The sequence below is a fragment of the Paraburkholderia sp. NPDC080076 genome, assembly GCF_050281145.1.
Classification (GTDB): Bacteria; Pseudomonadota; Gammaproteobacteria; order Burkholderiales; family Burkholderiaceae; genus Paraburkholderia.
In genome coordinates, this window is record NZ_JBNNWQ010000006.1 from 342,752 (window position 1) to 366,305 (window position 23,554).

Here is a 23,554-nt window from a genome sequence, read left to right on the forward strand (position 1 = left end):
TTCAGACTCGGGGCGCGCGCTCATTCCCGCATCGCTATCGATTGTAGTTGGCTATCACGGCGCGTATAGCCGGCTCATTCATGTTCGCGCGTGTCACCGTCACCACGTCGACGAATACCTTTGGACGCGGCGGATGGCCCTGCAACGCAGCGATCAGCGTCTCGACCGACTGATAACCCATACGGTAAGGGTCCTGCACAATGTCCGCGTATATCACGTTGTGTTCCAGTGCATCCAGAAATTCCGGGCGCCAATCGAACACGACCAGACGAGGACGAGTGCTGACGGGCATCTCTTCGACGACATGCAAAGCGCCGTAGGCCGTCGTCTCGTTCGGAGCGAAGACCGCGTCAAGGCGCCCTACGTCAGCGGACAGGGCCTTGCGCACCTGTGCTTCCGTCTCGCGAAACTGATACCCGACATAGGGGGCGATGACGACACGCCACCCCATTTCACGTGAGACGGTCAAAAACCCCTCTTCACGCGCGGTCGTCGAACTGATATTCGGCGCGAGTCTCAGCACTGCAATTCTGGCGCCCTTGTGCAGAACGGGTACCAGACTCAGCGCGGCAGTTCTACCTGCCGCGAAATTGTCGGTGCTTACGGTGGCGATCGCGTTGTAATCCGTGCTGCTGCGGTCGACGAGTACCGTAGGAACGGCGATCGAAATCGGAGTCGCTACATCTTGCAGTGGCTCGGGCGCCAGCACGATGCCCGCTACGCCGCTCTTCACCATGTAGTCGATCATTCTCAACTGGATATTGGGCTGTGCGCCGAGTGACATGCCGTCGGAAGGACTGCGCATTATCAGTTCGACATGGAGATCGTCAGCGGCACGGTGCATACCCTTGCTCATCGTCGCCCAGAAATCCAGGCCCGAGCCAGCGAGCACTACGCCGATCTGCGTGGCGGGCGCCGCCTGCACTGCCCCCGCCAATGCAGTAACCGCTACAAGAAGTGAAAACGTTCTGCGCATTGAGTGTTGCTGTGGTGCCGAATATGGGTTCTGCTGCGTATGCAGCGCGGCCCAAAGGGCCGCAACTGATTTAGCCCGTGTCAACGTGGAATCACCCGGATGACTTGTCCCAAACACTGGGAAACTAATTGCGCCCGACGGCTGTGTCAATTGATTTCGGATATCCATCCCCTGTCTGCAGCTTGGATCGACGACCTGGAAGACCTGAGGTCATCCCCTTAGCTGCAATGCGCAAATCATGTCCTGCATTACGAGGAAGAAAGCGTTGGCCATGCGCCGCGCAGATGAAGTCAAAGGGTCGCAAACGGATACCCGCTTGGGGGTGGGGCGAAGGTTCGCACCGGGTCAGCTACAGAAGTCGGGCCGCTGCCACGGATGGCTCAGTGCGATGGAGCAATGTACTTCCGGCTTCGGCCATCTGCCGCCATTCGTTCGTGCGATCGATCGGTCATTCGGACGTCGGCTTGGCTTTCTGAGCGGCCGCTTCGATCACAACGACGCGTGTCGCGTCGATGAACCTGGCTTCGATAAAATCACTCGCTCGGGCGGCACCACCGACATGCTCCCAGCGCCGTGCCGCAACGCGTGGTTCATAGATGTTTGAGCACACTGCTCGCCAGCGTGCGCAGTTCGTCGAACTGCGTAACGAGTTCGAGGCACAGAATAAACGCCAGCATCGCTGAAGGTCCCGGGCAGCGTTCGATCCATCGCAGCGCCGAAGTCGCGTAGCGCACGCGGATCGCATCTCGCGTCATGACATAGGTAATTCCGATTCCCACAGCGGCGCCCACCAGCAAATCGGTTGGGTAGTGAAAGCCGAGATAGGCGCGCGGAACGCAAATGAACAGCACGGTATAGAGAATCGCCAGCACACCGATGCCGCGCCACACGAGGAAGATGCCGGTGGCGACCGCCATCCATAGCATCGCGTGATCGCTCGGGAAGGAACTCCAATTAGTCAGCAGTGCGTCCTTGATATCGCCACCTGCGAAGTGCAGATGCAGTTCGGCGCTATAGACGGGGCGCACTCTGAACGGCAACCAGTGAGTCAGCAGTCTTCCAACGAACAGCGCCACGAGGCCACTGAGAAGCGTCGCGAGAACCATTTCTCGCCGCCAGTCGCGGCGCTCGTCCTGCTGAAACCACATCCACCACAGCATGGGAATGAGTACGAGGCCTTTGAAGGTATAAAGGTCGGCGATGCCTTCTATGGATCGGGTCGCGAAATGACCGAAGTGTAGGTTGGACAGATATGTTTCGATAGAGGAATCGAAGCTATTCATTATTTTGTAAGAAATTTGAGCTAGTCGCATCGAGGTTAGCATAACCCACCGAATGCGCTGCATTTTTGGTGCTTACTTTCATTGACAACTTTCCCTGCGCAATTTCATCGCCAACTTTCACTGACGGCTTACTGCGCGGGTTTCCTCTTCGGGCGGCGTATGCCGACGAACACCGCGTCGGCCACGTCCATCGGAAAATCTCGGGTAGCTATGGCGACACCTGCTCGATACTCGTCGATCAGCGCGTCGATAGCCGCAGCGGAAATGCCGGCCGCTGTCCTTGGGTGACCCAAACGAGCTTCGACCGAGAATCCGCCAACGATCTCATTCCTCGAATGTCCGCTGCACTCCGAGACGCGCCGCACAGTTCGCCGGATGATGACAGTCTGTACCGGGTCATATTGGAACGTCGAGATAGAGCTTACATGCCGGGGTTAATGCCAGGACACCGACGACAGCTTGCAAAGAACGTCGCATGCCATGACCAGACCGAGCAAACCGTGCCGGTCAGTCGGTCGAAGCGCCGAAGCAGCGGCCGCACGAACGCGCCTTGCCCAGTCGCAGGCGCCCGGCGCTCACTGTTGCCTCAACACCGCAGTCGCACCGGCAAACCCACAAACCATCGCCAGCGTACCGATCGGTCGTCAGCTGGCCAAACACCTCACCGCCCCGCAGCGCAGGTGAGCCTGGGCGGGACCGCCACACACGACGCTGCTCACGGCAGCCACAATCACGCGTTCTGCCGCCTTCTACCGCCTCCAACTCGGCAGTCACGCTGCCGCCGCAACGACAGCTCCAGAGCCACACATCGGCGCCGCGATATTGAAGCGCGACAAGGTAGCCGAAGGTGCGACCCGCGACATCGCGACGAGGCGGAAAGGGCCATTCAGGCGGCAAGGGGGGACGGATACGCTGATTCACAAAAGGTAAATGGGGTTCGGCATCCTACTCTCAAGGCATAAGTCCTGCCCGTCGCTTCGCGGGCGTGGCTCAGGAAGGGGGCAGAGTGACCCCGTACAATCGATGAATCGGCACCTCGTTATAAGCGACGTATGCTCTCTGCACGTACAAAACTGAGAACGTCTTGGTATTCGCATTGCGATCCGTGTCTTCGCCGTTTTACAGCAATTTTACGTGCCGAGGAATTCCTGACAATATAAAGTCAACCCGTTCAAGTTTCCTGTGTGCGACGCAATTACGGTGCGACATTATCCACAAGTGGTCCGTCAGCTTGAAGCCTCGCAAGCGTGCGCCGACCACGCCTCGGCTCACGCACTGTTTTGCTGTCAAATAACACGCGCGGATATCTCTGATCATGATGTGGTACGAAACTTAAAGGGAGTATTCATATCGTGAGAATTGAAGCACCAGCGAGCAAAATGCCAGCAATCGACGATGGCCACGACCCGCAAACGACATCAGCGTCAAAAGCGCTAAGCGGCTCGCAACCTCCAACTTCCCCCGAGATCACGGGCCCATTGTCCGGTCTCAGGTCAGTCAAGGACCCCGGGTCGGCAGCGCGAGCTTCATCGTCCGTCCGGTGGGGTACGTCACCGTCAACAGCCGGAGGTCGAACGTTTTCGACGAGCGATTCGATCCCATTGCAGCGGATGCCGCAACTGGGTCCGCAAGCACCCGCCAACGCTGCATCTCACACGACGTCAGTGGACCCCGCCGGTAGCGGCGCCCAATCGTCTGGCATGGCGGCTTCTAAAGAAGGGAACGCACCTCTAGCCTCTCGATACGCTGGAGGTATCGCGGGGGCACTCGAGTTAGGGGGCGCCATCGCTGCCGGCGTCGCGACAATCCCGAAACGCGAGGTGATAAGTACCGCCGCGTCTGGTGCTCTTTGGACGGGCGGTGCAGCGGCAGGTATGGTCGGCAACACGGCCAGCCTGGTAGCGGGTATCGGCACGCAAAGCCATCTATCAGTCGGTAGCCTAGCGACCAGAATTGCATCTCACGCAGGGCAAATGATATCCGGTGTTGCTAATCTGGGTGCTGGCGTGTCGGATGCGACAACAGCAAGTCGCCATGTCGTGGCAAAAGTTGCGGGCGGTTTTTCCGGCGGCGCGTGGGGACTGAGTGCAGGGCTCAACATGGCCCAAGCCGGAACGGAGCTTTGGAACGGCTACAGCCACGCCTCCGCTTTAAAGTTCGCAAGTGGGGGATTCAATCTTGGCGCGGCCATAGCGGATACGGTTGCGGTATTCGATGCCACGGCATCGGTAGCTCCTAAGGTGGCTTCCGCACTATGGGCCGCGGGCGCCGTTGCGCAAGTGGGGGCTGCAATTGCGGAAAGGCCCGCGAAAAAGCCTGAGGATGTCGAGTCTGGGACGCGGGTGAGCCAATGACCGTTTAACGCGCGAAACCCTCCGGTATTGCCACATTGCGATAGACGCGGCAAAGCGCGCAAAGCAGCAGGTGCATTTGCATTGCATGGCGATTGGCCGCGATCGCATTATCACACTGACGCATCGTGAAAATGTGCAGGAAGCCAAAGACTTCGCAACTCACAAAATGAACGAAAAACGCTAGTGTCGCCTGCTTTCCGGTGACGCCCCGCGACACGAACTGTCCATGATGCGTTTCAATCCATGGATCCCATGATGGACTGCAACACCGACTTTTTGCGATGCGGGCCGAAGATCAGGCAGCCAGACTGCGCGCCGGCTGGCTCACGGAACTGGCCGCGACAACGTCGCGGAGGGGCTGGACAGCCTTGCGGGTGAGTGACCATACTTCACAAGGCCTATCTTTGCGGGCCGCCCATGATGATTGAAGCGGCGATCCGCACTCTGATGCAGGGCCAGTTGTTCGAGCGCGACATCTACACGGAGAAGTTTCTCACCAGCGCGGACCGCGCGGAGGCACTCGCGAAGAGTCCCCTGTTCAAGTCGATTTGAGCGATGCGGCCGGGCGCGGGTCTTGATCTTTTTACGAGCGCAAAACGAATTCTCTCAAACCCTCACGAGCAACTTGCCGATGTTGCCGCCTTCGAACAAGCTATTCAGCGCAGCAGGCAGTTGTTCGAATCCATCGACGAAAGTCTCCTTGAATACGATCTCACCGCTTTTAACCCAAGGCGCCACTTGCGCCACCATTTCGTCCATACGATTGGTGTAGTCTCTTGCCAGCACGCCCTGAATGGTGGCGCGCTGAAAGAGCATGTGCTGTAGAAATCGTGGTCCCACGTCCGGCGTGTCCAAACCACCGTCGTATTGACTGATCGCCCCGCAAATCACGATGCGGGCTCGGCGCTTGATAAGCGGGATCACGGCATCCGTGATCGGGCCGCCGACGTTGTCGAAATAAACGTCCACCCCTCCTGTGGCCTCGAGCAGCGCGCTCGTCAAGTCTTCATGCGTCTTGTGTTCCCGATAATCGACCGCGCGATCCAGTTTCAGTTCGTCGAGCAGGAATCGGCACTTGTCTGGACCACCGGCAATGCCGACGACCTTGCAGCCCGCCTTTTTCCCAAACTGTGCAACCAGCGAGCCGACGGCCCCCGCCGCGCCGGAAACAATCAGGGTATCACCAGGGCGCGGCCGGCCGGCTTCCATGAGACCAAACCAGGCGATACGCCCCGGCATGCCGAGCACACCGAGTGCCGTGGAAACGGGCGCGCTTGCCGGATCGAGTTTGGTCAATTCGCTGTGATGACACCGTGCATATAACTGCCAACCCGAATAAGTCGACACCCAGTCGCCTTTGACGAACAGCGGGCTGGCCGACTCGACCACTTCTCCCACTACACCGGAGCGTTGCACGATGCCGAGGGGATGAGGCACGTCATACGTATTGCGCTCGTGCTGCTGAATGCGAATATACGGATCCACGCTGATGTACCGTGCGCGAACGATGACTTCGTTCTCCGCCAACGGTCCCGAAATTTCGCTTTCACGAAGCTCGTAGTGTTCCGATCCAACGCGACTCGTGGGACGTTTTACATAGAACCATTGGCGATTCGAATAGGGTGCGTTCATGGATTGGATTTCCGGTGTGAATTGCGATGCGGTGGGAACGATTCACTTGAGTTGCGCGAAGTCTTTGCGATGTTGGTATGACGGATTTGACGAGGCAACGCAGCGATCTCTGGCGGCTGGTTTCGTGCAGCGATATTTTAGTTTTATGGACAGCCACCGTCGAATCATTATTTATCCAGCTTGGCAGTAGTTTTTCTACTGCCTCCTTGCGATCGCTTTGCTGTTGTCGCTGCTTTTAGTTCATATTGGGCCTGCGTGATCAGCCAGTCTCGCATTGCCCGAATAGTCTCCGAGTCGCGCCGGTCCTCGGGATAGACGACGTAATAGCCCAGCGAGAGATGCAGCGCGAAATCGAAGAGGCGGCACAGGCGGCCGGCGGCGAGATCCCGTTCCACGAGTTGCTCGCTGGTCAGCGCGATGCCTTGGCCCGATATCGCGGCATCGATTGCAAGGGCGGACTGGCTGAATCGAGGACCCTTACTCGGATCGACCTGTTCTCCTCCGTTCAGCGCTTCGAGAAATTCAGGCCACAGGTCATGTGAATCATGCAGCAAAACGTGACGCTTCAGATCGGACGGCTTCCTCAGTGGTCGTCTCGAGTCGGCCAATGAAGGGCTGCAGACGGCATAGATGTCGACCGGAAAGAGCGGATCGGCAGCGAGTCCTTTACCGAAAGGCGGCTTGCCGTGGCGGATTGCAATGTCGACTCCATCGCCTTTGAAAGTCGAGAGTTGTTGATCTGCGATCACGCGCACTTCAATTGATGGATAAGCGTCCGTAAATGTTGCCAGCCGTGGGATGAGCCATTTCGACGCAAATGAAGGCGTCGTGCTCACTGTCAAACTCGATGCCCGGTGTGCGAGCGCTTCCGTTGCGTTCGCGATGATCGTTAGCGCGCGCTGCACTGATGAGAAGTAGATCGAACCATGGGTAGTTAACGCGAGCCCGCGCGGCAGTCGATCGAACAACTGAAGTCCAAGAACATCTTCGAGATTGCGCACCTGCTGGGCAACTGCGCCTTGAGTTACGCCTATTTCCTCTGCGGCGACACGGAAGTTGAGATGACGCGCGGCGGCTTCGAATGCCCGCAGCGCGTTTAAAGGGGGAAGGCGTGGCACTTTGGTTGGGGACAGCATACGGTGGAAAAACTACAGCCTTGGAGTAAGCAATGATTCGACGCGGTTGGCGCCCGGACGCCCTAAGTTAGCATATCGTGGCGCGCGCAGGGAGCGTGTTCGCTTTACGGCCAGGCCAGGCACCTGCCTCTACCCCTTGAGTTTGCAGGCACTTCGATCAGTCGAACTTGGCCGGGTCCGCCACCCGCACCACTACTTTGCCGAAGTTGCGCCCTTCCAGCATGCCGAGAAATGCCTCCGGGGCCTTCTCGAGACCGTCGACGATATCTTCCTTGCAGCGAATCCGTCCTTCGCCAATACCGTTGGACACGATGCGCAGAAACTCAAGATAATGTTCGTCGGCAAACTCGTAGTTGATGAAGCCTCGCACCAGAAGGCTTTTTGTCAGTATCTGGCGCATCGTGGCCGCAAGCTGGCCGTTGGCGTTTTCCTGATCGCCGCTGTATTGCGCGATGAGGCCGCAAACTGGCACACGCGCGAAGCGGTTCAGCAGAGGCAGCACCGCTTGCCATATCTTGCCGCCGACGTTCTCGAAGTACACATCGATTCCATCCGGACAAGCCGCAGCCAGTTGTTCGGCCATGTCGGGCGCGCGATGGTCGATCGCGGCGTCGAAACCGAGTTCGTCCAACACGTAGCGGCACTTCTCCGAACCGCCCGCGATGCCGACTGCTCGCGCCCCGGCTATTCGCGCAAGCTGCCCGACGAGTGAGCCGACCGGACCGCTAGCCGCTGCAACGACGACCGTATCGCCGGGTTTGGGCTTGCCGATCAACATGAGGCCGGCATAAGCGGTGAATCCCGGCATGCCGAGCACGCCGAGCCGAGCCGACGGTGACGAGAGATCGGGGTCGACCTTGCGCAATCCAGTACCGTCGATCACCGCATAGTCGCACCATCCGGTTGGTGCGAGTACGAGTTCACCTGTGCGATAGTCCGGATGTCCGGATTCGATGACCTCGGCCACGGCTTCACCGACCATCTTGTGATCGATTGCGACCGAGGGCGCGTACGACTTGCGCGCATCCATTCGGCCCCGCATGTACGGGTCGAGCGACAGGTACAAAACACGAAGCAGCAGCCCATTCGGCGGCGTGTCCGGCAGCGTGGCTTGCTCAAGACGGAAATTGTCGACGGTTGGCTGTCCATCGGGACGAGAGGCAAGAACGATCTGTTTGAAAGTGTCTATTTTCATGGTGGATTTCCGCTTCGTCAGGACGTTGGCTCGTCAGATCAGTACGATTCTATTGCAATACCGAAGCACAGAGCTTCGCGAGCCGAGCGTCGAGCGAACGGCCTTGAACGTCGATCTGGGCGCTGTGGAACTGGCTGAGTTGGGTCGACGGCTTATCGTACTCGATCGTCGTGCCACCCTGTGCGTTCTCGTAGACCATGATACGCAATGGCGCGTACAGTCCCGCCGCCATATTGACGCTGGTCATTTCAGTCGCGGTGAGAACGTTGCCGGTGAAATACTCAGTGCCGTTCCGGCGCTGTCCTTTCAGCACGAGCCAATCTCCATGCAGCCCAATGTAGTGAATCACAAGACCGTCGTTGCCGGCGGCTTTCTGAAGGGCGACGCGCAATTCGTCGACCTTGTCCTGCTTCAGCAGCGTGCGGATATGATCGTCAAGTCGGCCGAGGCGGCTCTCCAGATCCTGTTTGACGGAAGCGTAGGGTTTGCTGGAAGAGACGGTCACGTGGTCGATAATCGTCTTTGTTTCCGATACCTCGACGGTCGCCGCCATCGCGGGCGCACAGAACATGTGCATGCTGATCGCAGCAACGGCGGCCGTAGACAATGCAACTCGTGAAGCGGCAGTACGTAAGTTAATCACTGTTGTCTCCTTGTTCGACAGGTAGGTAGAGCGCGCTCTCTCGGGTCAGTGTTCCGACGCGGCTTCCGCTCCAAGGCCGCTTAGCATTCGAAGTTGCTGAGCATCGAAGGAAGCGTCGCCGGCGTTCTGACGTGTCGTGACCGATCCGATCCAGCCCGCGATAAAGCCCACCGGAATGCTGAACAGACCGGGATTCGAGAGCCAGAAAGGCGGGGTGGAATCCTTGAAGATGATGCCTTTTGCTCCGATGACGGCCGGCCCCAGCAGCACGAGACCAATCGAGGAAAGCGTGCCGGCGAGCACTGCGGCCACGGCGCCTCGATCCGTAAAACGCCGCCAGTACATCGAGAAGAGAACCACGGGCAAGTTTGCGCTGGCCGCGATGGCGAACGCGAGCCCTACGAGAAACGCGACATTAAACGTCTTGACGAGCAGCGCGAGTCCCATCGCGGCCATACCGAAGACTACTGTTGCGATCTTCGCGATCACGACCTGCCGACGCTCCTTGTCGCCAGACGCCGAGAAGAGTTGGCCGAAGATGTCGTGAGAGATGGTCGAGGCCGAGGAAATCATGATGCCCGAGACGACCGCAAGGATCGTCGCGAAGGCAATTGCCGAAACGCAAGCGAGAAGAAGTTCGCCGCCGGCAGAACCCGCACCGCCGCCGAGTGTCGTGGCGAGCAGGGTGATGGCGCTGTTTCCTGAACTATGTGTGGCGAGAATCGCCGCCGGTCCCACGATCGCGGTGGCGGAAAATCCGAGCACGATCATCATTACCGCAAAAGACGTCATCACAATCAGACCGATTTTCGCTGACTTTCTCGCCGCGACGGCGGACGGCACCGTGTAAAACCTGGTCATGACGTGCGGCAGGCCCGCTGTGCCCAACGCGAGAGCGAGCGTGAGTGACAGCGTATCCAGCGGATCCTTGAAGTAGCCTCCCGGCACAAAGTACTGCGCCGGACGCAACGACGAGAGGCGTGCCTTATTGAACAGCGCGCCCACGTCGAAGGAGAAATGCGCGAGCGCAAGCAGCACGAGCACCGCGCCGGCAGTCCAGACGAGGACGGCTTTGACGATCTGCACATAGGTCGCGGCCACCATTCCGCCGAACAGCACATACGCGATCATGAGTACGCCGATCAGCACGATCGCGGCGTTGGTGCCGATCGGCAATAGCAGGCTGGCCAGTGCGCCGCCGCCAACGAGTTGCGCGAGTAGATAGGCTAACGAAATGATCAGCGAGGAAACCGATGTGGCCGCTCGAACTCCGCGGCTGCGCAAACGCAGTGCGACCACATCGGAGAGGGTGTATTTGCCGCAGTTTCTGACCGGCTCGGCGACGATCAGCATGATCATGATCCATCCGGCGATGAAGCCGACCTGATACACGATGCCGTCGAATCCAAACAGGGAAACGAGTCCCGTCACACCGAGAAACGAGCCGGCGGACATAAAGTCTCCCGCCAGCGCGAGGCCGTTCTGAAACGGCGACAGATCGCGTCCGGCCACGAAAAATCCGGAGGTTCCGCGCGACCGGCGAGCGCTCCATCCGGTCAGAATGAGGCTGAGTCCGATAAATCCTACGAAGGCGATGATTCTGAGCCCGCCATGACTGATCAGATTATTCATGTCGATCACCGTTCGATTGTGCAGACGCGCTGCGAAGCAATTCGGCCGCTTTCGGGTCGTAGACTCGCTCGGCCCATGCGCAGTAGCCCCAGAAGGTAGCGATCGTGAGCGCGAACTGAACGACTACCGCGAGCAGTCCAAGGTTGAGTTCGCCGTAGACGGATAGGGACATCGCGCCAGGAAACTCCAGCACTGCGATCAACAGGCCGAAATAGATTCCCAGTGAGGTGTAAAGCAATGACCATACGAAGCGGTTCCGGAACTTTGCGAGCGCTCGCGTCTTCTCGACGAGGGACAAGCCGGATGATCTGACTTTCGTCACGTTTTGCCTCTCGAACTCCGCGTTGATTGATTCCATGGATTGCATGTCGGGTCTCCTCCGTTATGGTGTTCATGACAGACATCTGAAGAGGCTTGATCACTAGAGTTTTGCTGGCAGGACTTCGCCGCGACTCTCTCCAAATCCGATTCGTGCAAAGCCTGCTTTCTCACAGTAGCCGCGCAGGATAATGGCGTCGCCATCCTCCACGTAGCTGCGCTTTTCACCCGTACTCAGCGTGACCGGCTCGCTTGCGTTGCGTGCTAGTTCCATCAGCGCGCCCGCTTCCGATTTCTCCGGACCTGAAATGGTGCCGCTGCCAAGCAGGTCTCCAGCACGCAGATTGCAGCCGCCCACGGCGTGATGCGTGACCATCTGCGCGATGCTCCAGTACTGATGCCTGAAGCTCGTCAGTGAGAGTCGCGTCGCCGGGAGATTCCCGGCTCTATGGCGAGAAGTCTCCATACAGACTTCCAGTTGGATATCGATGGCGCCCGCCGTGCTATTCCGGCTGGAATCCAGATAAGGCAGCGGCTTTCCATCTGTGTCCGGGCGCGGCAGGGGAAGCCTGAACGGCGCCAGTGCCTCCATGGTCACGATCCACGGCGAGATCGTGGTGGCAAAATTCTTCGCCAGAAACGGCCCTAGTGGCTGCATCTCCCAAGCCTGAATGTCGCGAGCGGACCAGTCGTTGAGCAGACATAGCCCGAAAACATGGCTGTCGGCCTGATCCAGATCGATCGGCTCGCCAGCCGCATTGCCTTGTCCAATGTAGATGCCGAGTTCGAGCTCGTAGTCCAGCTTGCGCGACGGCGAGAAGATCGGTGCATCTTCGCCCGGAAGCATGATTTGACCCGCCGGGCGTCGGAACCGCTGACCGCTTAGCCCGATGCTCGAAACCCGGCCGTGGTAAGCAATGGGTATCGATTTGAAGTTGGCGCCCACACCGCTCAGGCCGAGTAGCGTGCTGATGTTGGTCGCGTGATGAATCGAGGTGTAGAAATCCGTGTAATCGCCGATCTGCGCTGGCAGGCTGTATTCCACTTCTGCTAGCGGGACCAGACATGCCTCGATCGCCGCGCGATCGTCCGAAGGGGCGCGCTCATGAAGCGCCGCGAATAGCGCGTGTCGCAATTCGCGCCATGCGGACGGACCCATTGAGAAGAACTCGTTGAGCACGGGCTGCGCGCATGCCCGCGCAGCCTCGCCCGCGATTCCATTCAGACCGGCACGAGATGCCCAGGCGGCGATGTCGATGACCTGATCGCCGATTGCGACCCCGCCCCGAAACGCCTCATCGAAATTCCTTCTACGGATAACCGAGAACGGCAGGTTCTGGATGGGGAAGTCGCCCGCCGGTGCATTAGCGGACTCGACCCAACTGCGCGCAGCGGGATCATGCGTCTGATTCAGAGTGTGTTGCATGTTCGTCTCGATTCATTCGGGGTAAGGCGCGAGCCGCTCGCGTCATGGCACCTACGTTCAGTCGAACGGGCGCGTGGGGCTGTGCCTGCTGAGAAGGATTCCGCGCTCCTGCAAATCCCGAATGAACGCCGCGCTGAGCTTGCGTTCGGAGAGCACCTCGGCGTTATGCTCGCCCTGGAAAGCAGGGCTGCCCGGCTGCGGCAACTCAGACTGGCTGAAATGCCACGGCGCGCCGGGCATGCGTGTCGTGCCGCCTGATCTGTCGTCGACATCGACTAGCGCACCCCATTCCTGCACCCACTCGGAATCGGCGAACTCGTTGACGCTCCGGACCACGCCAATGGCCAGTCCCGCTTCGCTGACCTGCGTCTGGAGCTGATCCAGGTCGTTGAAGGTGAGAAGCCACGCGCGCACTTCGGCCAGCAAATCAGCAATGTTTTGCCGCCGCAAAAGCGCCGTGCCGAAGCGGGGGTCGCTCAGCAAATCGTTGCGGCGCATCATCGCGCAGTAACGCGAAAACATTGGCGTGTAGATCGGGCTGCCAGCGATGGTGAGTTGGCGTCCATCGGGCAAATCGAAAATGTGTGAATCGGGCGCGGAGAGAATGATCGGTTCGCCATCCGTATCGATTTCCGACAGTTGTGCGCCCACGCGTTCGTTCACCGATAGCATGGTGGCGGCCATCGAGACGTCGACGTGCTGCCCCTCGCCGGTTCGCGCGCGATGCTGAAGCGCGGCCAGAATGCCGATGACGCCGTGAAGTCCTGTGTACATGTCGGCGTGGCTGCATGCGTCGTTACGGACTTCGGTGAGCGCAGCGCCGAAATGGTGCTGGACGATGTCGGTCAGTCCCGACTCGGCTTGCACGGTCGGCGCGAACGCCGGACGGTTGCGCCAGGACGTCGATTGTCCATAGCCACTCAAAGAGGCATAAATCACGGAAGGGTTGAAAGCGCGCACCTGCTCATAGCCGAGTCCAAACCGGTTCAGCGTCCCGGGGCGAAAATTCTCGACGATGATGTCCGCGTCCCGGCACATGTCGACCATGATCGAGCGTGCCTCCGGGAAGTTGAGATCGAGGCTCACGTTGCGCTTGCCGGCGTTCTGCTGCACGTAATACAGCGACATGTCGCCGATATGCGGCATGCTCACGCGGCCGATATCGCCGGAAGGCGGCTCGATCTTGGTCACGGTGGCGCCGAGATCGAGGAGCGTTTTGGTGCAATGCGGTCCGGCCAGCACTCGCGTGAAATCAATCACGCGAATGCCCTGGAGCGGTGCTGACATGATCAATCTCCCTTGAATTCGGCGGTGGCGGGTCCGGTCGAAAAGAACGAAGCGAAACCTCGTTCGCGATCGCCGGTCTTCCAGATCATGTTGTTGAGGTTGATCTGTTCGAGGTCTGCGCTGCGCACGCCGCCGTTGGCAGCGAGATTGGCCTGTTGCTTGATGCCGTGGAGGACTTTGGTCGGGCCCGCCGCCAGTTGCCGGGCGAACGACATGGTGGCGCTCTGGAGTTCGGCTTCGGGCACGACGTGATTGATGATGCCCCAGCGTTCGAATGCTTCCGCCGGGTGCCGCCGTCCGATCAACGCGATTTCCTTGGCCCGCACGACGCCCGCTCGCTGAACGAGTCGTTGCGTGCCGCCAAGCAGCGGAATCAGGCCCACGATGTTCTCGACCTGGCCGAAGTAGGCCGTGTCCGCGGCGACGATCATGTCGCAGGTGAGCGCCAGTTCGAGGCCGCCGCCGAGCGCGGCGCCGTGAACGGCTGCGACTGTCGGAACCGGTGCGTTTTCCAGCACGTCGAGAAACTCCAGGAATTTATCGGCGTTGTGCTGGATCACCGTCTTGCCATCGGTAAATGAGCTCATTTCCGCACCGGCGGAAAAGTGCCGCATGTCGCTTTTGAGCACGATCGCGCGGGCACCTTCGGCGACTATGTTGCGATACGCGGCGAGCAGATCCGCGATCATCGCGTCGTCGATCAGGTTGTGCGGTGGCTTGGCTAATGAAACGATTCCGACGGCGCCATCCATTTCAATCTTTACTGTGGTCATGGTTCTCTCTGCAAGGTCGTGTTGCGTCGCCGCATGGACGGGACCGATTGCGCCATCCACGGTTTCAGGATGAGCGCCGATCAGGGTTGTCACTAGTGCTGGAGCGGGGTGGGCTGAGGGCTTCATGGCTTGTCTCCATCTGTTTTTCGGCATGCGCCGTTGATGGTTACTATCTCAGCGAGCTCATTGAGCGACAACGTCCAACCCTGCCAATTGCCGTGTCAAACTGTGCCAAACGTGCTCGACGAAGATCGGAAAAATGTGCGAGCATGTCCGCAACTGGAGTGAGACAAATCGTGCGACCACCGAAAATCATCACGCCATTGCATCCGGATCTCGATGCGCCGACGCAGAGTCTTCTGGGCTTGGCCGCGCTCGCCGCCGAACTGGCCGCGGAGGGCGTTTCCGTCAACAAACTGTTCGCGAATACGGGCGTCCATGCGAACCAGTTGGAGGATTCGCAGGCGAGAATTTCGCATCGTCAACGCCTCGCCATTTATCGAAACGCCCAACGGCTTGCAACAAGAGCCGATGTTGGATTGCTCGCGGGTGCGCGTCAGAGGATCAGTGACTTCGGCATATATGGCTATGCCATGGTCAGCAGTACGACCTTTGGAGACGCCCTGAAATTCAGCGTCGAAAATGTCAGGATGGCCGGCGCGGTTTTGCAGATCCGCTATTCCACCGAGGGCAATACCGGCATTCTGAGCAGTCACGGGCTCGCATCGCTCGGCGACATGTTGCCGTTTGTCGCCGAATTCTGGCGAAGCTCGATGACGGTGTTATTCAGCCGGGTGCTGGAAGCGCCTTTTCCGTCGAAGCGCATGGTCATGGCGTATCCGGCGCCGCCACATTGGCGGAATTACGAAAGAATGTTCGACTGTCCCGTGGAATTCGGCGCCGATACGATGGAGTGGCATTTCGACGTGCATGTACTGGACCGTCCGTGTCCGAATGCGAATCCGATTACCGCGCAAATCTGCCAGCAACTGTGTGATCGTATTCTCGAAGAACGCGATGGCATTCCCGAACTGGCGAGGCAGATCCGCATGGCCTGCCTGAACGCACCGGGCGTGTTCCCATCCGCCGAGAAGATGGCCGCCCAACTCGGCATGTCACTGCGAACCTTGCATCGACGGCTGGCCGACGATAACTACTCGTATCAAACCTTGTTGAACGATGTGCGCCGGTCGCTCGCCATCGAATTTCTCGAGAACACGCGGCTTCCTATCGATCAGGTCGCCGAGCGCATTGGATTCTCGGATGCGGCGAGTTTTCGCCGGTCTTTCAGGAAGTGGACTGGAAATTCACCTAGTCTGTATCGGAAGGGAATGGGCCAGGATGGGTGAGGGGAGCGTTGTCACTTGATGGCGTACGGATTTACCCCAATGCAATAAAGTATCAGTTCGCGGTCTTATTTTCAGTGGCGAGATGTCCGAGGCGGGGCTAACTTTCTGTTATAGCGGACGCAATGCGACATATGCGACTGTCAAAAGCAGAATGGGCTCAGGAGGAAGACAGATGCACACGACGCTGGGTGTCACGGCGCGTACCGATGCCCGCCACGCCAAAATCGCTCAGCCGGATCTGGAACTGGTCGCCGTACCGCGCGACGAGTCGTTCAAGATCTGGTCCCATGGATATCCCTATCGCACGGTGCGCTGGCATTTCCATCCTGAATACGAAATTCAGCTGATTACGTCGACCACGGGCAAATACTTCGTAGGCGATTACATCGGCAATTTCGCGCCTGGCAATCTCGTGATGGTGGGATCGAATCTGCCGCACAACTGGGTCAGCAATGTGCCGCAGGGCGACCGTGTGGATGAACGCTGTCTTATTCTGCAATTCGATGCAGAGTTCGTTACGCGCGCAATCAAGCTTTTCCCGGAGTTTAAACGCGTCGAGTTGTTACTCGATGCATCGCGTTGGGGTGTACTGTTCACACCGGAAACGGGCGCGGCTGCTGAACCGATCATGCGCGAGATGCTGGGCGCGAAAGGCATGCGGCGCATCACGTTGTTTCTTGCTTTGCTTGACTTGCTCGTGCAAAGCGTCGCGCCGGTGAAACTGGCGAGTGCTGCTTATTGTGCGGACCCGGCGCGCTATGCGCAGGCGCGCATCAATCACGTGCTTTCCTACATTGGCAAGAACCTGTCGCAAGAGTTGCGCGAAACGGAGTTGGCCGAGCTTGTGGGACAGAGCGTCAGCGCCTTCTCGCGATACTTCCGTCGGCACACCGGCGTGCCTTTCGTGCATTATGTGAACCGGCTGCGCATTAATCTCGCGTGTCAGTTACTGATGTCGGGTGAACTGAACATCACCGATATCTGCTATCAGGTCGGCTTTAATAACCTCTCGAATTTTAACCGCCAGTTCCTTTCCCTTAAGGACATGTCGCCTTCGCGATGGCGCGCATACCAACAACTCAACGCTGCCAGTGGTGCTGAATCACCTGATGCCGCAGTTGTGCAAGACCGGCGATGACTACACGATAAATAAAGGCGCAACACTTTGAGCCCGTGGAACGGAGACATCGCGCAGTACATGGGATATGAAACACGACGCGGCAACTTTCCCATGATCGGGCCAACGCAAGTGAGGCAGGTGATGGGCATTGGTCTGGAAGCCGCTAGCAACGACGAAAAACTACAACAAGGAGTTCACTCGCGACGCAGACACGGCAGCAGCTACGCCGGAATTTTTCTAATAATGGAGACATTCGATGACCCGACTTTCGAACCAACTAATCGGCGCTAGCGCCCTGAGCCTGAGCTTGTTGAGCAACACGGCGGCACTGGCCGCCCCCAGTGGCACGGTCGCCTTTCTGATGCCCGACCAGGCGTCGACCCGCTACGAACAGCATGACTTCCCCGGCTTCAAAGCCGAAATGAGCAAGCTCTGCCCCGACTGCAAGGTCCTCTACCAGAATGCCAATGCCGATGTCTCGACGCAGCAGCAGCAGTTCAACTCGGTGATCGCGCAAGGCGCCAAGGTGATCGTCCTCGACCCGGTCGACTCGACGGCCGCCGCGTCGTTGGTCCACATGGCGCAGGGCCAGGGTATCAAGGTTATCGCCTATGACCGGCCCGTGCCCTCGACGCCGGCCAACTACTACGTTTCGTTCGACAACGAAGGCATCGGCAAGGCCATCGCGGAGTCACTCGTCCAGCACCTGAAGGAAACGGGCGTGCCGACCACCAAGGGCGGCGTGCTCGAGGTCAACGGTTCGCCGACCGACGCGGCCGCGGGACTGATCAAGAAGGGCATCCACGCCGGACTGCAGGGGAGCGGCTACAAGACGCTGGCCGAGTACGACACACCGGACTGGGCGCCCCCGAAGGCGCAGCAGTGGGTCAGCGGGCAGATCACGCGCTTCGGCTCGCAGATTGTCGGTGTCGTGGCCGCTAACGATGGCACGGGCGGCGGGGCTGTCGCGGCCTTCAAGGCAGCCGGCGTCAACCCGGTGCCCCCCGTGACCGGCAACGACGCGACGCTCGCGGGATTGCAGTTGATCATCGCGGGCGACGAGTACAACACAATCCTCAAGCCGAGCGAGATCGTCGCCGCCGCAGCGGCGAAGGTGGCCGTCGGCTTCCTTTCCGGGCAGACGCCGAAGGCTGAAACGACGCTCTTCAATACGCCGTCCCAGCTCTTCAAGCCGGCGGTCATCACGGCGAAGAACCTCAAGGCGGAAGTTGTCGACAAGGGGTTCGCGAGCGGCAAGGATCTGTGTACTGATCGGTATGCCGAAGGATGCAAGAAGCTGGGAATCACTTACTGATCCGGCGCATACCCGACGCAAATGCGGCGCAAACGCCCGACGGACCCGGCTCGTGCCGGGTCCCTCTACTCTCAATGAGGTATCCGTCCCATGACTGACAACTCCACGACACGATCCAGGCGCGGCGAACTGGTGCTGAGCCTGCGCGGCGTCTCGAAGCACTTCGGAGCGGTCTCGGCTTTGACGGACATCGAGCTCGACGTGCATGCCGGCGAAGTGGTCGCCCTGGTGGGCGACAACGGAGCCGGCAAATCGACGCTGGTGAAAGTTCTAGCCGGGGTCCATCAACCCAGCGCCGGCACCATTACCTTCGGCGGCAAGGAGGTCACGCTGTCCAATCCGGGCGCGGCGCTCGATCTCGGCATCGCCACCGTGTTCCAGGACCTGGCGTTGTGCGAAAACCTCGACGTCGTCGCGAACATCTACCTCGGGCGCGAGCTGAATCCGCTGCGCCTCGACGAGGTCGCGATGGAGGTGAAGGCCTGGACGCTGCTGAACGAGTTGTCGGCGCGTATTCCGAGCGTGCGCGATGTGGTCGCGTCGCTCTCGGGCGGCCAGCGCCAGACCGTCGCAATTGCGCGCTCGCTGCTGCTGGACCCGAAGCTGATCATGCTCGACGAGCCGACGGCAGCCTTGGGCGTGGCGCAGACCGCCGAGGTGCTGAATCTGATCGAGCGGGTGCGCGACCGCGGTCACGCGGTGATCATGATCAGCCACAACATGGAGGACGTTCGCGCCGTGGCGGACCGGATCGTGGTGCTGCGGCTGGGCCGCAACAATGGCGTCTTCTATCCCGATTCCTCGAATCAGGAACTGGTGGCCGCGATCACCGGCGCCACGGAGAACGCCGTGTCGCGTCGCGCCGGCCGACGCCAGGCCGAACAGGGCACCCAGACTAAGGAACCGTCATGAGCAACGATATTCAAGGCGGCTCGCAGCCTGAACCGCAAGGTGCGCCACAGCCGTCCACGCTGCTCGACCGCAGCGATGTCCGCGTCAAGCACGCCACCGGAGTCGGCGGTACCGTGGCCGCCTTCGTCGAGCGGGTGCGCTCGGGCGATCTGGGATCGCTGCCGGTCGTCGCGGGCCTGATCATCATCTGGACTGTGTTCACCAGCCTGAACCCGGTGTTCCTCTCGGCCGACAACCTGGTCAACCTGCTGTTCGACTGCTCGACGGTCGGCGTGATCTCGCTGGGGATCGTCTGCGTGCTGATGGTGGGGCAGATCGACCTGTCGGTGGGTTCGATGAGCGGCTTTGCTTCGGCCCTCGTCGGAATGCTCTGGGTCAACCACGGCTGGCCGGTGCTGCTGGCCATCGTCGCCGCGGTCGTCGTCGGTGCGGTGGTCGGCGCCCTGTACGCGTTTCTGCTCAACCGGCTCGGCATGCCGAGCTTCGTCGCGACGTTAGCCGGGTTGCTCGCGATCCTCGGGATGCAGCTGTATGTGCTAGGTGCTACCGGGTCGATCAACCTCCCCTATGGTTCGACGATGGTGAACCTCGGGCAACTCATCATCATCCCGGCTGTCGTTTCGTACCTCTTTGCGCTGGTGCCCGGTGTCGTGATGCTGGTGATCGGGCTGCGCACGCGTGAGCGCCGCCGCGCATCCAATCTCTCGGCGCCCTCGGTGGGCAGTCTTTGTGTGCGCGCCCTGGCCATTACCGTACTTTTGGAGGTTGTGGTTGCCTACCTCAACCAGGGACGTGGCGTTCCACTGATGTTCGGCATCTTCCTCGGCCTCTCGGTCGCGATGGACTATGCGCTAACGAGGACGCGCTGGGGCCGGTCGATGAACGCGGTCGGCGGTAATCACGAGGCTGCGAGACGGGCAGGTATCAATGTCGGCGCCATCTACACCAGCGCCTTCGTACTGTGCGCCAGTCTCGCCGCACTCGGCGGCGTGCTGACCGCGGCACGGCTCGCCTCGGCCAGTCAGCAGGCCGGCACCGGCGACGTGAACCTGAACGCCATTGCAGCGGCCGTGATCGGCGGCACCAGCCTGTTCGGCGGCCGAGGCAGCGCGTATTCCGCAGTACTGGGCATTATCGTGATCCAGTCTATCGCCAGCGGCCTGACGCTGCTGAACCTGTCGTCCTCACTGCGCTTCATGATCACCGGCGCGGTGCTGGCGATCGCGGTGATCGTCGACTCGCTTGCCCGGCAGTCCCGCGTCTCGCATGGTCGCGCGTAATTCGAACAGTCCAGCAATCGTTTTGCACGGGACCGGGGTTGCATGGGACCGGAATAAGCGCTAAAGCGCTAACTCCGGTCGACCGCGATCAAACGCATGGGACCGGAGTAAGCGCTAAAGCGCTAACTCCGGTCGACCGCCATCAAACCGCATGGGACCGAAGTAAGCGCTAAAGCGCTAACTCCGGTCGACACAGGAGAGCAGTCAATGAGTGAATCCATGAAAGGAAAAGTTGCCGCCATCACGGGCGCGGCATCGGGCATCGGCTTGGAGTGCGCGCGCACCCTGCTCGCGGAAGGCGCAAAGGTCGTTCTGATCGACCGTGCGAAAGACAGGCTCGTGCAACTGTGCGCAGAACTGGGGCCGAACGCACTGCCGCTGGCCGTGGATCTGTTGCAGCCGTCGGAGGTGTCCGCGATGCTGCCGAGAATCCTCGAGCTGGCCGGCGGCCTCGATATCTTCCATGCCAACGCCGGCGCCTACGTCGGCGGCGATGTCGTGGATGGAAATCCGGACGAGTGGGATCGCGTACTGAACCTGAACGTCAATGCCGCGTTCCGATCGGTCCACGCCGTGCTGCCGCACATGGTCGCGCAGAAATCGGGTGACATTATCTTTACCAGTTCTATCGCAGGCATCGTCCCGGTCGTGTGGGAGCCGATCTACACCGCGTCCAAATTTGCGGTGCAGGCCTTTGTCCACACGACCCGGCGCCAGCTCGCCAAGCATGGTGTGCGGGTCGGCGCGGTGGCCCCGGGCCCGGTCGTCACCGCACTGCTCGACGACTGGCCGAAGGCGAAGATGGACGAAGCGCTCGCTTCGGGTAGCCTGATGCAGGCCAGGGAGGTCGCCGATGCGGTGCTCTTCATGCTGACGCGGCCGCGCAACGTGACCATCCGCGATCTCGTGATTCTTCCAAACAATGTCGATCTCTGAAATGCGTGCCAGACGCGGGCGCGGTCGTGTTGCTCGCCGTCAACATGGAACGCCTCCCCCAAAAAGGCAATGAGCAGACAGTGACCAGGCAGCGAGCTATGACATCAGAAAACTCGACCTCCGGCGCGACAGACAGCACGCGCGATGCGCTCCATGTCATCGGTGTGGATGTGGGCACGGGCAGCGCCCGGGCTGGAATCTTCGACCTTGCCGGTCGCATGGTGGCCTCGGCCAGGCGTGACATCACACTGTTCCATGCAAGCGGCTCCATCGTCGAACAGTCGAGCGGCGAAATCTGGACCGCCGTCTGCGATTCCGTGAAGGATGCGCTGTCGCAGGCCGCCGTCTCGCCCGATCAGGTCGCCGGCATCGGCTTCGACGCCACCTGCTCGCTCGTCGTGCTGGGCGAGGGCGGCCGGCCCCTGCCCGTGGGCCCTTCCGAGCAAGCCGAGCGCGACATCATCGTCTGGATGGATCACCGCGCCGTGGCACAGGCGGAGCGCATCAATACGACGGGCCACGAGGTGCTGAAGTTTGTCGGCGGCAAGATCTCGCCGGAAATGGAAACACCGAAGCTGCTGTGGCTCCTCGAAAACAGGCCTGGCGTGTTCGAGGCGGCGTGGCAGTTTTTCGACCTGACCGACTTCCTGACCTGGCGCGCGACCGGGGATCTGTCGAGATCCACCTGCACGGTCACCTGCAAATGGACTTATCTGGCGCACGAGCGGCGCTGGGACGAGAGTTACTTTCGGAGCATCGGCCTCGGCGTGCTGGCGGACGAGGCTTTTGCGCGCATCGGCCAGACGGTCGTCGACCCGGGTACGCCGTTGGGCAGCGGACTGACCGAAGACGCCGCCGCGCAGCTCGGCCTGCGAACCGGAACGCCGGTCGCCACGGGCGTGATCGATGCCCATGCCGGGGGGATCGGCACGGTCGGCGCCGACGGCGAGCCCGAGTCCTGCCTCGCGTACGTCTTCGGCACCTCATCGTGCACGATGACCACGACCCGCAGTCCGGTCTTCGTGCCCGGCGTGTGGGGGCCTTATTTTTCGGCGATGGTGCCGGATGCATGGCTCAACGAGGGCGGCCAATCGGTAGCGGGCGCGGCGATCGAACGACTGCTTTCGATGCACCCCGCTGCCCCAGACGTCCGACGTCGCGCAGAGCACGAGGGCCACCCGCTGCCGGTGATGCTCGCCGGTCTCGCGGCGCAGGCGGCGGACAGCCTGTCGGGCGCGGCGTTGCTGGCCAACGGCCTGCATGTCGTCCCGGAGTTTCTGGGAAACCGTGCCCCGCTGGCCGACCCACACGCAAGAGCCGTGATTGCGGGCCTTGGAATGGAGGACGACCTGAACAGTCTGGTCGCCCTCTACATTGCCGGCATTTGCAGTATCGGTTACGGCCTTCGCCAGATCATCGAAGCACAGGCGATGGCCGGCGCACCGATCGAGCGGGTGGTGATCAGCGGCGGCGCGGGGCGACTCGATCTCGTTCGGCAACTGCTCGCCGATGCGACGGGAAAGCCCGTGCTTGCGACGCGGGCGGAAGAGCCCGTGCTGCTGGGCGCGGCGATCCTGGGCGGCGTGGCTGGCGGCCTGTTCGACGACGTACGCTCGGCGATGGCCAGAATGTCGCAGATCGGTAGGATCTACGAGTCGGACACGGGTGACATTGCGGCATTGCACGAGGCGCGGTATCGCGCCTTCAGGCAGTTGCAGACCGTGGCCAGGGAAATTCGCTAGGCCCGACGTTCAGTCCGCGTTTGCCAGAGAGATCAATGATTGAATTCATGTCAATCGGGAAAAGATCGAGGTCGTGCCGCTGGCAGATCTCGAAAGTATCAACCTGCGCGGAACGTTCGATTTCCCGATCGGATGCATTGCGCATCATTTGCTGCCGGGCGTCGCTGACCTGGATGCGAAGCAACGGCGGTTAGCTTGAACGGCAATAATCTCCATCGGCTCGACACGACTAGAGTTCCGCACGC

Annotated in this window: 19 protein-coding genes and 1 pseudogene; 9 read left to right on the forward strand and 11 right to left on the reverse strand. The window is 60.3% G+C overall.

Annotated elements, in window-relative coordinates; all coding sequences use genetic code 11:
- Positions 1 to 34: 34 nt before the first annotated feature.
- Together ACQKRQ_RS25410 and ACQKRQ_RS25415 are read right to left on the reverse strand one after the other, a co-directional pair.
- Positions 35 to 976 carry a substrate-binding domain-containing protein gene (locus ACQKRQ_RS25410; RefSeq protein WP_427480185.1) on the reverse strand — a complete coding sequence of 314 codons (942 nt, stop codon included), beginning with the start codon at positions 974 to 976 and terminating at the stop codon, positions 35 to 37.
- 590 nt (positions 977 to 1,566) lie between these two features.
- A complete protein-coding gene (locus ACQKRQ_RS25415) occupies positions 1,567 to 2,259 on the reverse strand; it encodes a phosphatase PAP2 family protein (protein WP_427480303.1) in 693 nt (230 codons plus the stop codon).
- Positions 2,260 to 4,133: 1,874 nt separating this feature from the next.
- Between ACQKRQ_RS25415 and ACQKRQ_RS25420 the strand changes: the two genes are divergently transcribed.
- Complete coding sequence (locus ACQKRQ_RS25420; RefSeq protein ID WP_427480186.1) at positions 4,134 to 4,613, forward strand: hypothetical protein; 480 nt, start codon at positions 4,134 to 4,136, stop codon at positions 4,611 to 4,613.
- Between the two features lie 390 nt (positions 4,614 to 5,003).
- A pseudogene (locus ACQKRQ_RS25425) lies at positions 5,004 to 5,165 on the forward strand (phenol hydroxylase); the annotation flags it as partial.
- A gap of 54 nt (positions 5,166 to 5,219) precedes the next feature.
- On the opposite strand, the gene ACQKRQ_RS25430 reads toward ACQKRQ_RS25425, so the two are convergent.
- From ACQKRQ_RS25430 to ACQKRQ_RS25470, 9 genes are all read right to left on the reverse strand, one after another.
- Complete coding sequence (locus ACQKRQ_RS25430; protein ID WP_427480188.1) at positions 5,220 to 6,245, reverse strand: NADP-dependent oxidoreductase; 1,026 nt, start codon at positions 6,243 to 6,245, stop codon at positions 5,220 to 5,222.
- Between the two features lie 167 nt (positions 6,246 to 6,412).
- Positions 6,413 to 7,381 (reverse strand): transcriptional regulator GcvA, encoded by a 969-nt coding sequence (gcvA, locus tag ACQKRQ_RS25435; RefSeq protein WP_132380997.1) that lies wholly within the window; start codon positions 7,379 to 7,381, stop codon positions 6,413 to 6,415.
- 157 nt (positions 7,382 to 7,538) lie between these two features.
- Positions 7,539 to 8,576 carry an NADP-dependent oxidoreductase gene (locus ACQKRQ_RS25440; RefSeq protein WP_427480190.1) on the reverse strand — a complete coding sequence of 346 codons (1,038 nt, stop codon included), beginning with the start codon at positions 8,574 to 8,576 and terminating at the stop codon, positions 7,539 to 7,541.
- 49 nt (positions 8,577 to 8,625) lie between these two features.
- Complete coding sequence (locus ACQKRQ_RS25445) at positions 8,626 to 9,129, reverse strand: DUF302 domain-containing protein (RefSeq protein WP_408180910.1); 504 nt, start codon at positions 9,127 to 9,129, stop codon at positions 8,626 to 8,628.
- Positions 9,130 to 9,264: 135 nt separating this feature from the next.
- Entirely contained in the window at positions 9,265 to 10,851 is a 1,587-nt protein-coding gene (locus ACQKRQ_RS25450; RefSeq protein WP_427480192.1) for a solute symporter family protein, read from the reverse strand.
- Positions 10,844 to 11,218 carry a DUF485 domain-containing protein gene (locus ACQKRQ_RS25455; RefSeq protein WP_427480193.1) on the reverse strand — a complete coding sequence of 125 codons (375 nt, stop codon included), beginning with the start codon at positions 11,216 to 11,218 and terminating at the stop codon, positions 10,844 to 10,846. The genes ACQKRQ_RS25450 and ACQKRQ_RS25455 overlap by 8 nt, the downstream gene beginning before the upstream one ends.
- Positions 11,219 to 11,272: 54 nt before the next feature.
- On the reverse strand, positions 11,273 to 12,595 hold the full coding sequence (fahA, locus tag ACQKRQ_RS25460) for a fumarylacetoacetase (RefSeq protein WP_427480194.1): 1,323 nt from the start codon (positions 12,593 to 12,595) through the stop codon (positions 11,273 to 11,275).
- A 57-nt stretch (positions 12,596 to 12,652) separates the two neighbouring features.
- Entirely contained in the window at positions 12,653 to 13,882 is a 1,230-nt protein-coding gene (locus ACQKRQ_RS25465) for a CaiB/BaiF CoA transferase family protein (RefSeq protein ID WP_132380985.1), read from the reverse strand.
- 2 nt (positions 13,883 to 13,884) lie between these two features.
- Positions 13,885 to 14,655, reverse strand: a complete 771-nt coding sequence (locus ACQKRQ_RS25470) for an enoyl-CoA hydratase/isomerase family protein (RefSeq protein WP_427480197.1) — start codon at positions 14,653 to 14,655, stop codon at positions 13,885 to 13,887.
- Positions 14,656 to 14,750: 95 nt separating this feature from the next.
- On the opposite strand from ACQKRQ_RS25470, the gene ACQKRQ_RS25475 reads away from it, so the two are divergent.
- The 7 genes from ACQKRQ_RS25475 (at position 14,751) to ACQKRQ_RS25505 (ending at position 23,309) form a co-directional block, all read left to right on the forward strand.
- Complete coding sequence (locus ACQKRQ_RS25475; protein WP_427480304.1) at positions 14,751 to 16,004, forward strand: AraC family transcriptional regulator; 1,254 nt, start codon at positions 14,751 to 14,753, stop codon at positions 16,002 to 16,004.
- A 172-nt stretch (positions 16,005 to 16,176) separates the two neighbouring features.
- Positions 16,177 to 17,142 carry a helix-turn-helix domain-containing protein gene (locus tag ACQKRQ_RS25480; RefSeq protein WP_408180915.1) on the forward strand — a complete coding sequence of 322 codons (966 nt, stop codon included), beginning with the start codon at positions 16,177 to 16,179 and terminating at the stop codon, positions 17,140 to 17,142.
- A 292-nt stretch (positions 17,143 to 17,434) separates the two neighbouring features.
- Positions 17,435 to 18,439 carry an ABC transporter substrate-binding protein gene (locus ACQKRQ_RS25485; RefSeq protein ID WP_243658462.1) on the forward strand — a complete coding sequence of 335 codons (1,005 nt, stop codon included), beginning with the start codon at positions 17,435 to 17,437 and terminating at the stop codon, positions 18,437 to 18,439.
- Between the two features lie 90 nt (positions 18,440 to 18,529).
- On the forward strand, positions 18,530 to 19,351 hold the full coding sequence (locus ACQKRQ_RS25490; RefSeq protein ID WP_132380977.1) for an ATP-binding cassette domain-containing protein: 822 nt from the start codon (positions 18,530 to 18,532) through the stop codon (positions 19,349 to 19,351).
- On the forward strand, positions 19,348 to 20,631 hold the full coding sequence (locus ACQKRQ_RS25495) for a sugar ABC transporter permease (protein WP_427480199.1): 1,284 nt from the start codon (positions 19,348 to 19,350) through the stop codon (positions 20,629 to 20,631). Before ACQKRQ_RS25490 ends, ACQKRQ_RS25495 begins: the two co-directional genes overlap by 4 nt.
- Positions 20,632 to 20,838: 207 nt before the next feature.
- A complete protein-coding gene (locus tag ACQKRQ_RS25500) occupies positions 20,839 to 21,567 on the forward strand; it encodes an SDR family oxidoreductase (RefSeq protein WP_132380975.1) in 729 nt (242 codons plus the stop codon).
- Between the two features lie 98 nt (positions 21,568 to 21,665).
- Entirely contained in the window at positions 21,666 to 23,309 is a 1,644-nt protein-coding gene (locus ACQKRQ_RS25505) for an FGGY-family carbohydrate kinase (RefSeq protein WP_427480201.1), read from the forward strand.
- The last annotated feature ends 245 nt before the right edge of the window (positions 23,310 to 23,554 follow it).

What these genes read in the sequence shown, in the direction of transcription:
- ACQKRQ_RS25465 (WP_132380985.1), bottom strand. Translation starts at nt 13,882, where the DNA reads ATGTCAGCACCGCTCCAGGGCATTCGCGTGATTGATTTCACGCGAGTG.
- ACQKRQ_RS25450 (WP_427480192.1), bottom strand. Translation starts at nt 10,851, where the DNA reads ATGAATAATCTGATCAGTCATGGCGGGCTCAGAATCATCGCCTTCGTA.
- fahA (WP_427480194.1), bottom strand. Translation starts at nt 12,595, where the DNA reads ATGCAACACACTCTGAATCAGACGCATGATCCCGCTGCGCGCAGTTGG.
- ACQKRQ_RS25490 (WP_132380977.1), top strand. Translation starts at nt 18,530, where the DNA reads ATGACTGACAACTCCACGACACGATCCAGGCGCGGCGAACTGGTGCTG.
- ACQKRQ_RS25445 (WP_408180910.1), bottom strand. Translation starts at nt 9,129, where the DNA reads ATGGCGGCGACCGTCGAGGTATCGGAAACAAAGACGATTATCGACCAC.
- ACQKRQ_RS25470 (WP_427480197.1), bottom strand. Translation starts at nt 14,655, where the DNA reads ATGACCACAGTAAAGATTGAAATGGATGGCGCCGTCGGAATCGTTTCA.
- ACQKRQ_RS25440 (WP_427480190.1), bottom strand. Translation starts at nt 8,576, where the DNA reads ATGAAAATAGACACTTTCAAACAGATCGTTCTTGCCTCTCGTCCCGAT.
- ACQKRQ_RS25495 (WP_427480199.1), top strand. Translation starts at nt 19,348, where the DNA reads ATGAGCAACGATATTCAAGGCGGCTCGCAGCCTGAACCGCAAGGTGCG.
- ACQKRQ_RS25480 (WP_408180915.1), top strand. Translation starts at nt 16,177, where the DNA reads ATGCACACGACGCTGGGTGTCACGGCGCGTACCGATGCCCGCCACGCC.
- ACQKRQ_RS25420 (WP_427480186.1), top strand. Translation starts at nt 4,134, where the DNA reads ATGGTCGGCAACACGGCCAGCCTGGTAGCGGGTATCGGCACGCAAAGC.
- gcvA (WP_132380997.1), bottom strand. Translation starts at nt 7,381, where the DNA reads ATGCTGTCCCCAACCAAAGTGCCACGCCTTCCCCCTTTAAACGCGCTG.
- ACQKRQ_RS25500 (WP_132380975.1), top strand. Translation starts at nt 20,839, where the DNA reads ATGAGTGAATCCATGAAAGGAAAAGTTGCCGCCATCACGGGCGCGGCA.
- ACQKRQ_RS25415 (WP_427480303.1), bottom strand. Translation starts at nt 2,259, where the DNA reads ATGAATAGCTTCGATTCCTCTATCGAAACATATCTGTCCAACCTACAC.
- ACQKRQ_RS25505 (WP_427480201.1), top strand. Translation starts at nt 21,666, where the DNA reads ATGACATCAGAAAACTCGACCTCCGGCGCGACAGACAGCACGCGCGAT.
- ACQKRQ_RS25430 (WP_427480188.1), bottom strand. Translation starts at nt 6,245, where the DNA reads ATGAACGCACCCTATTCGAATCGCCAATGGTTCTATGTAAAACGTCCC.
- ACQKRQ_RS25410 (WP_427480185.1), bottom strand. Translation starts at nt 976, where the DNA reads ATGCGCAGAACGTTTTCACTTCTTGTAGCGGTTACTGCATTGGCGGGG.
- ACQKRQ_RS25455 (WP_427480193.1), bottom strand. Translation starts at nt 11,218, where the DNA reads ATGCAATCCATGGAATCAATCAACGCGGAGTTCGAGAGGCAAAACGTG.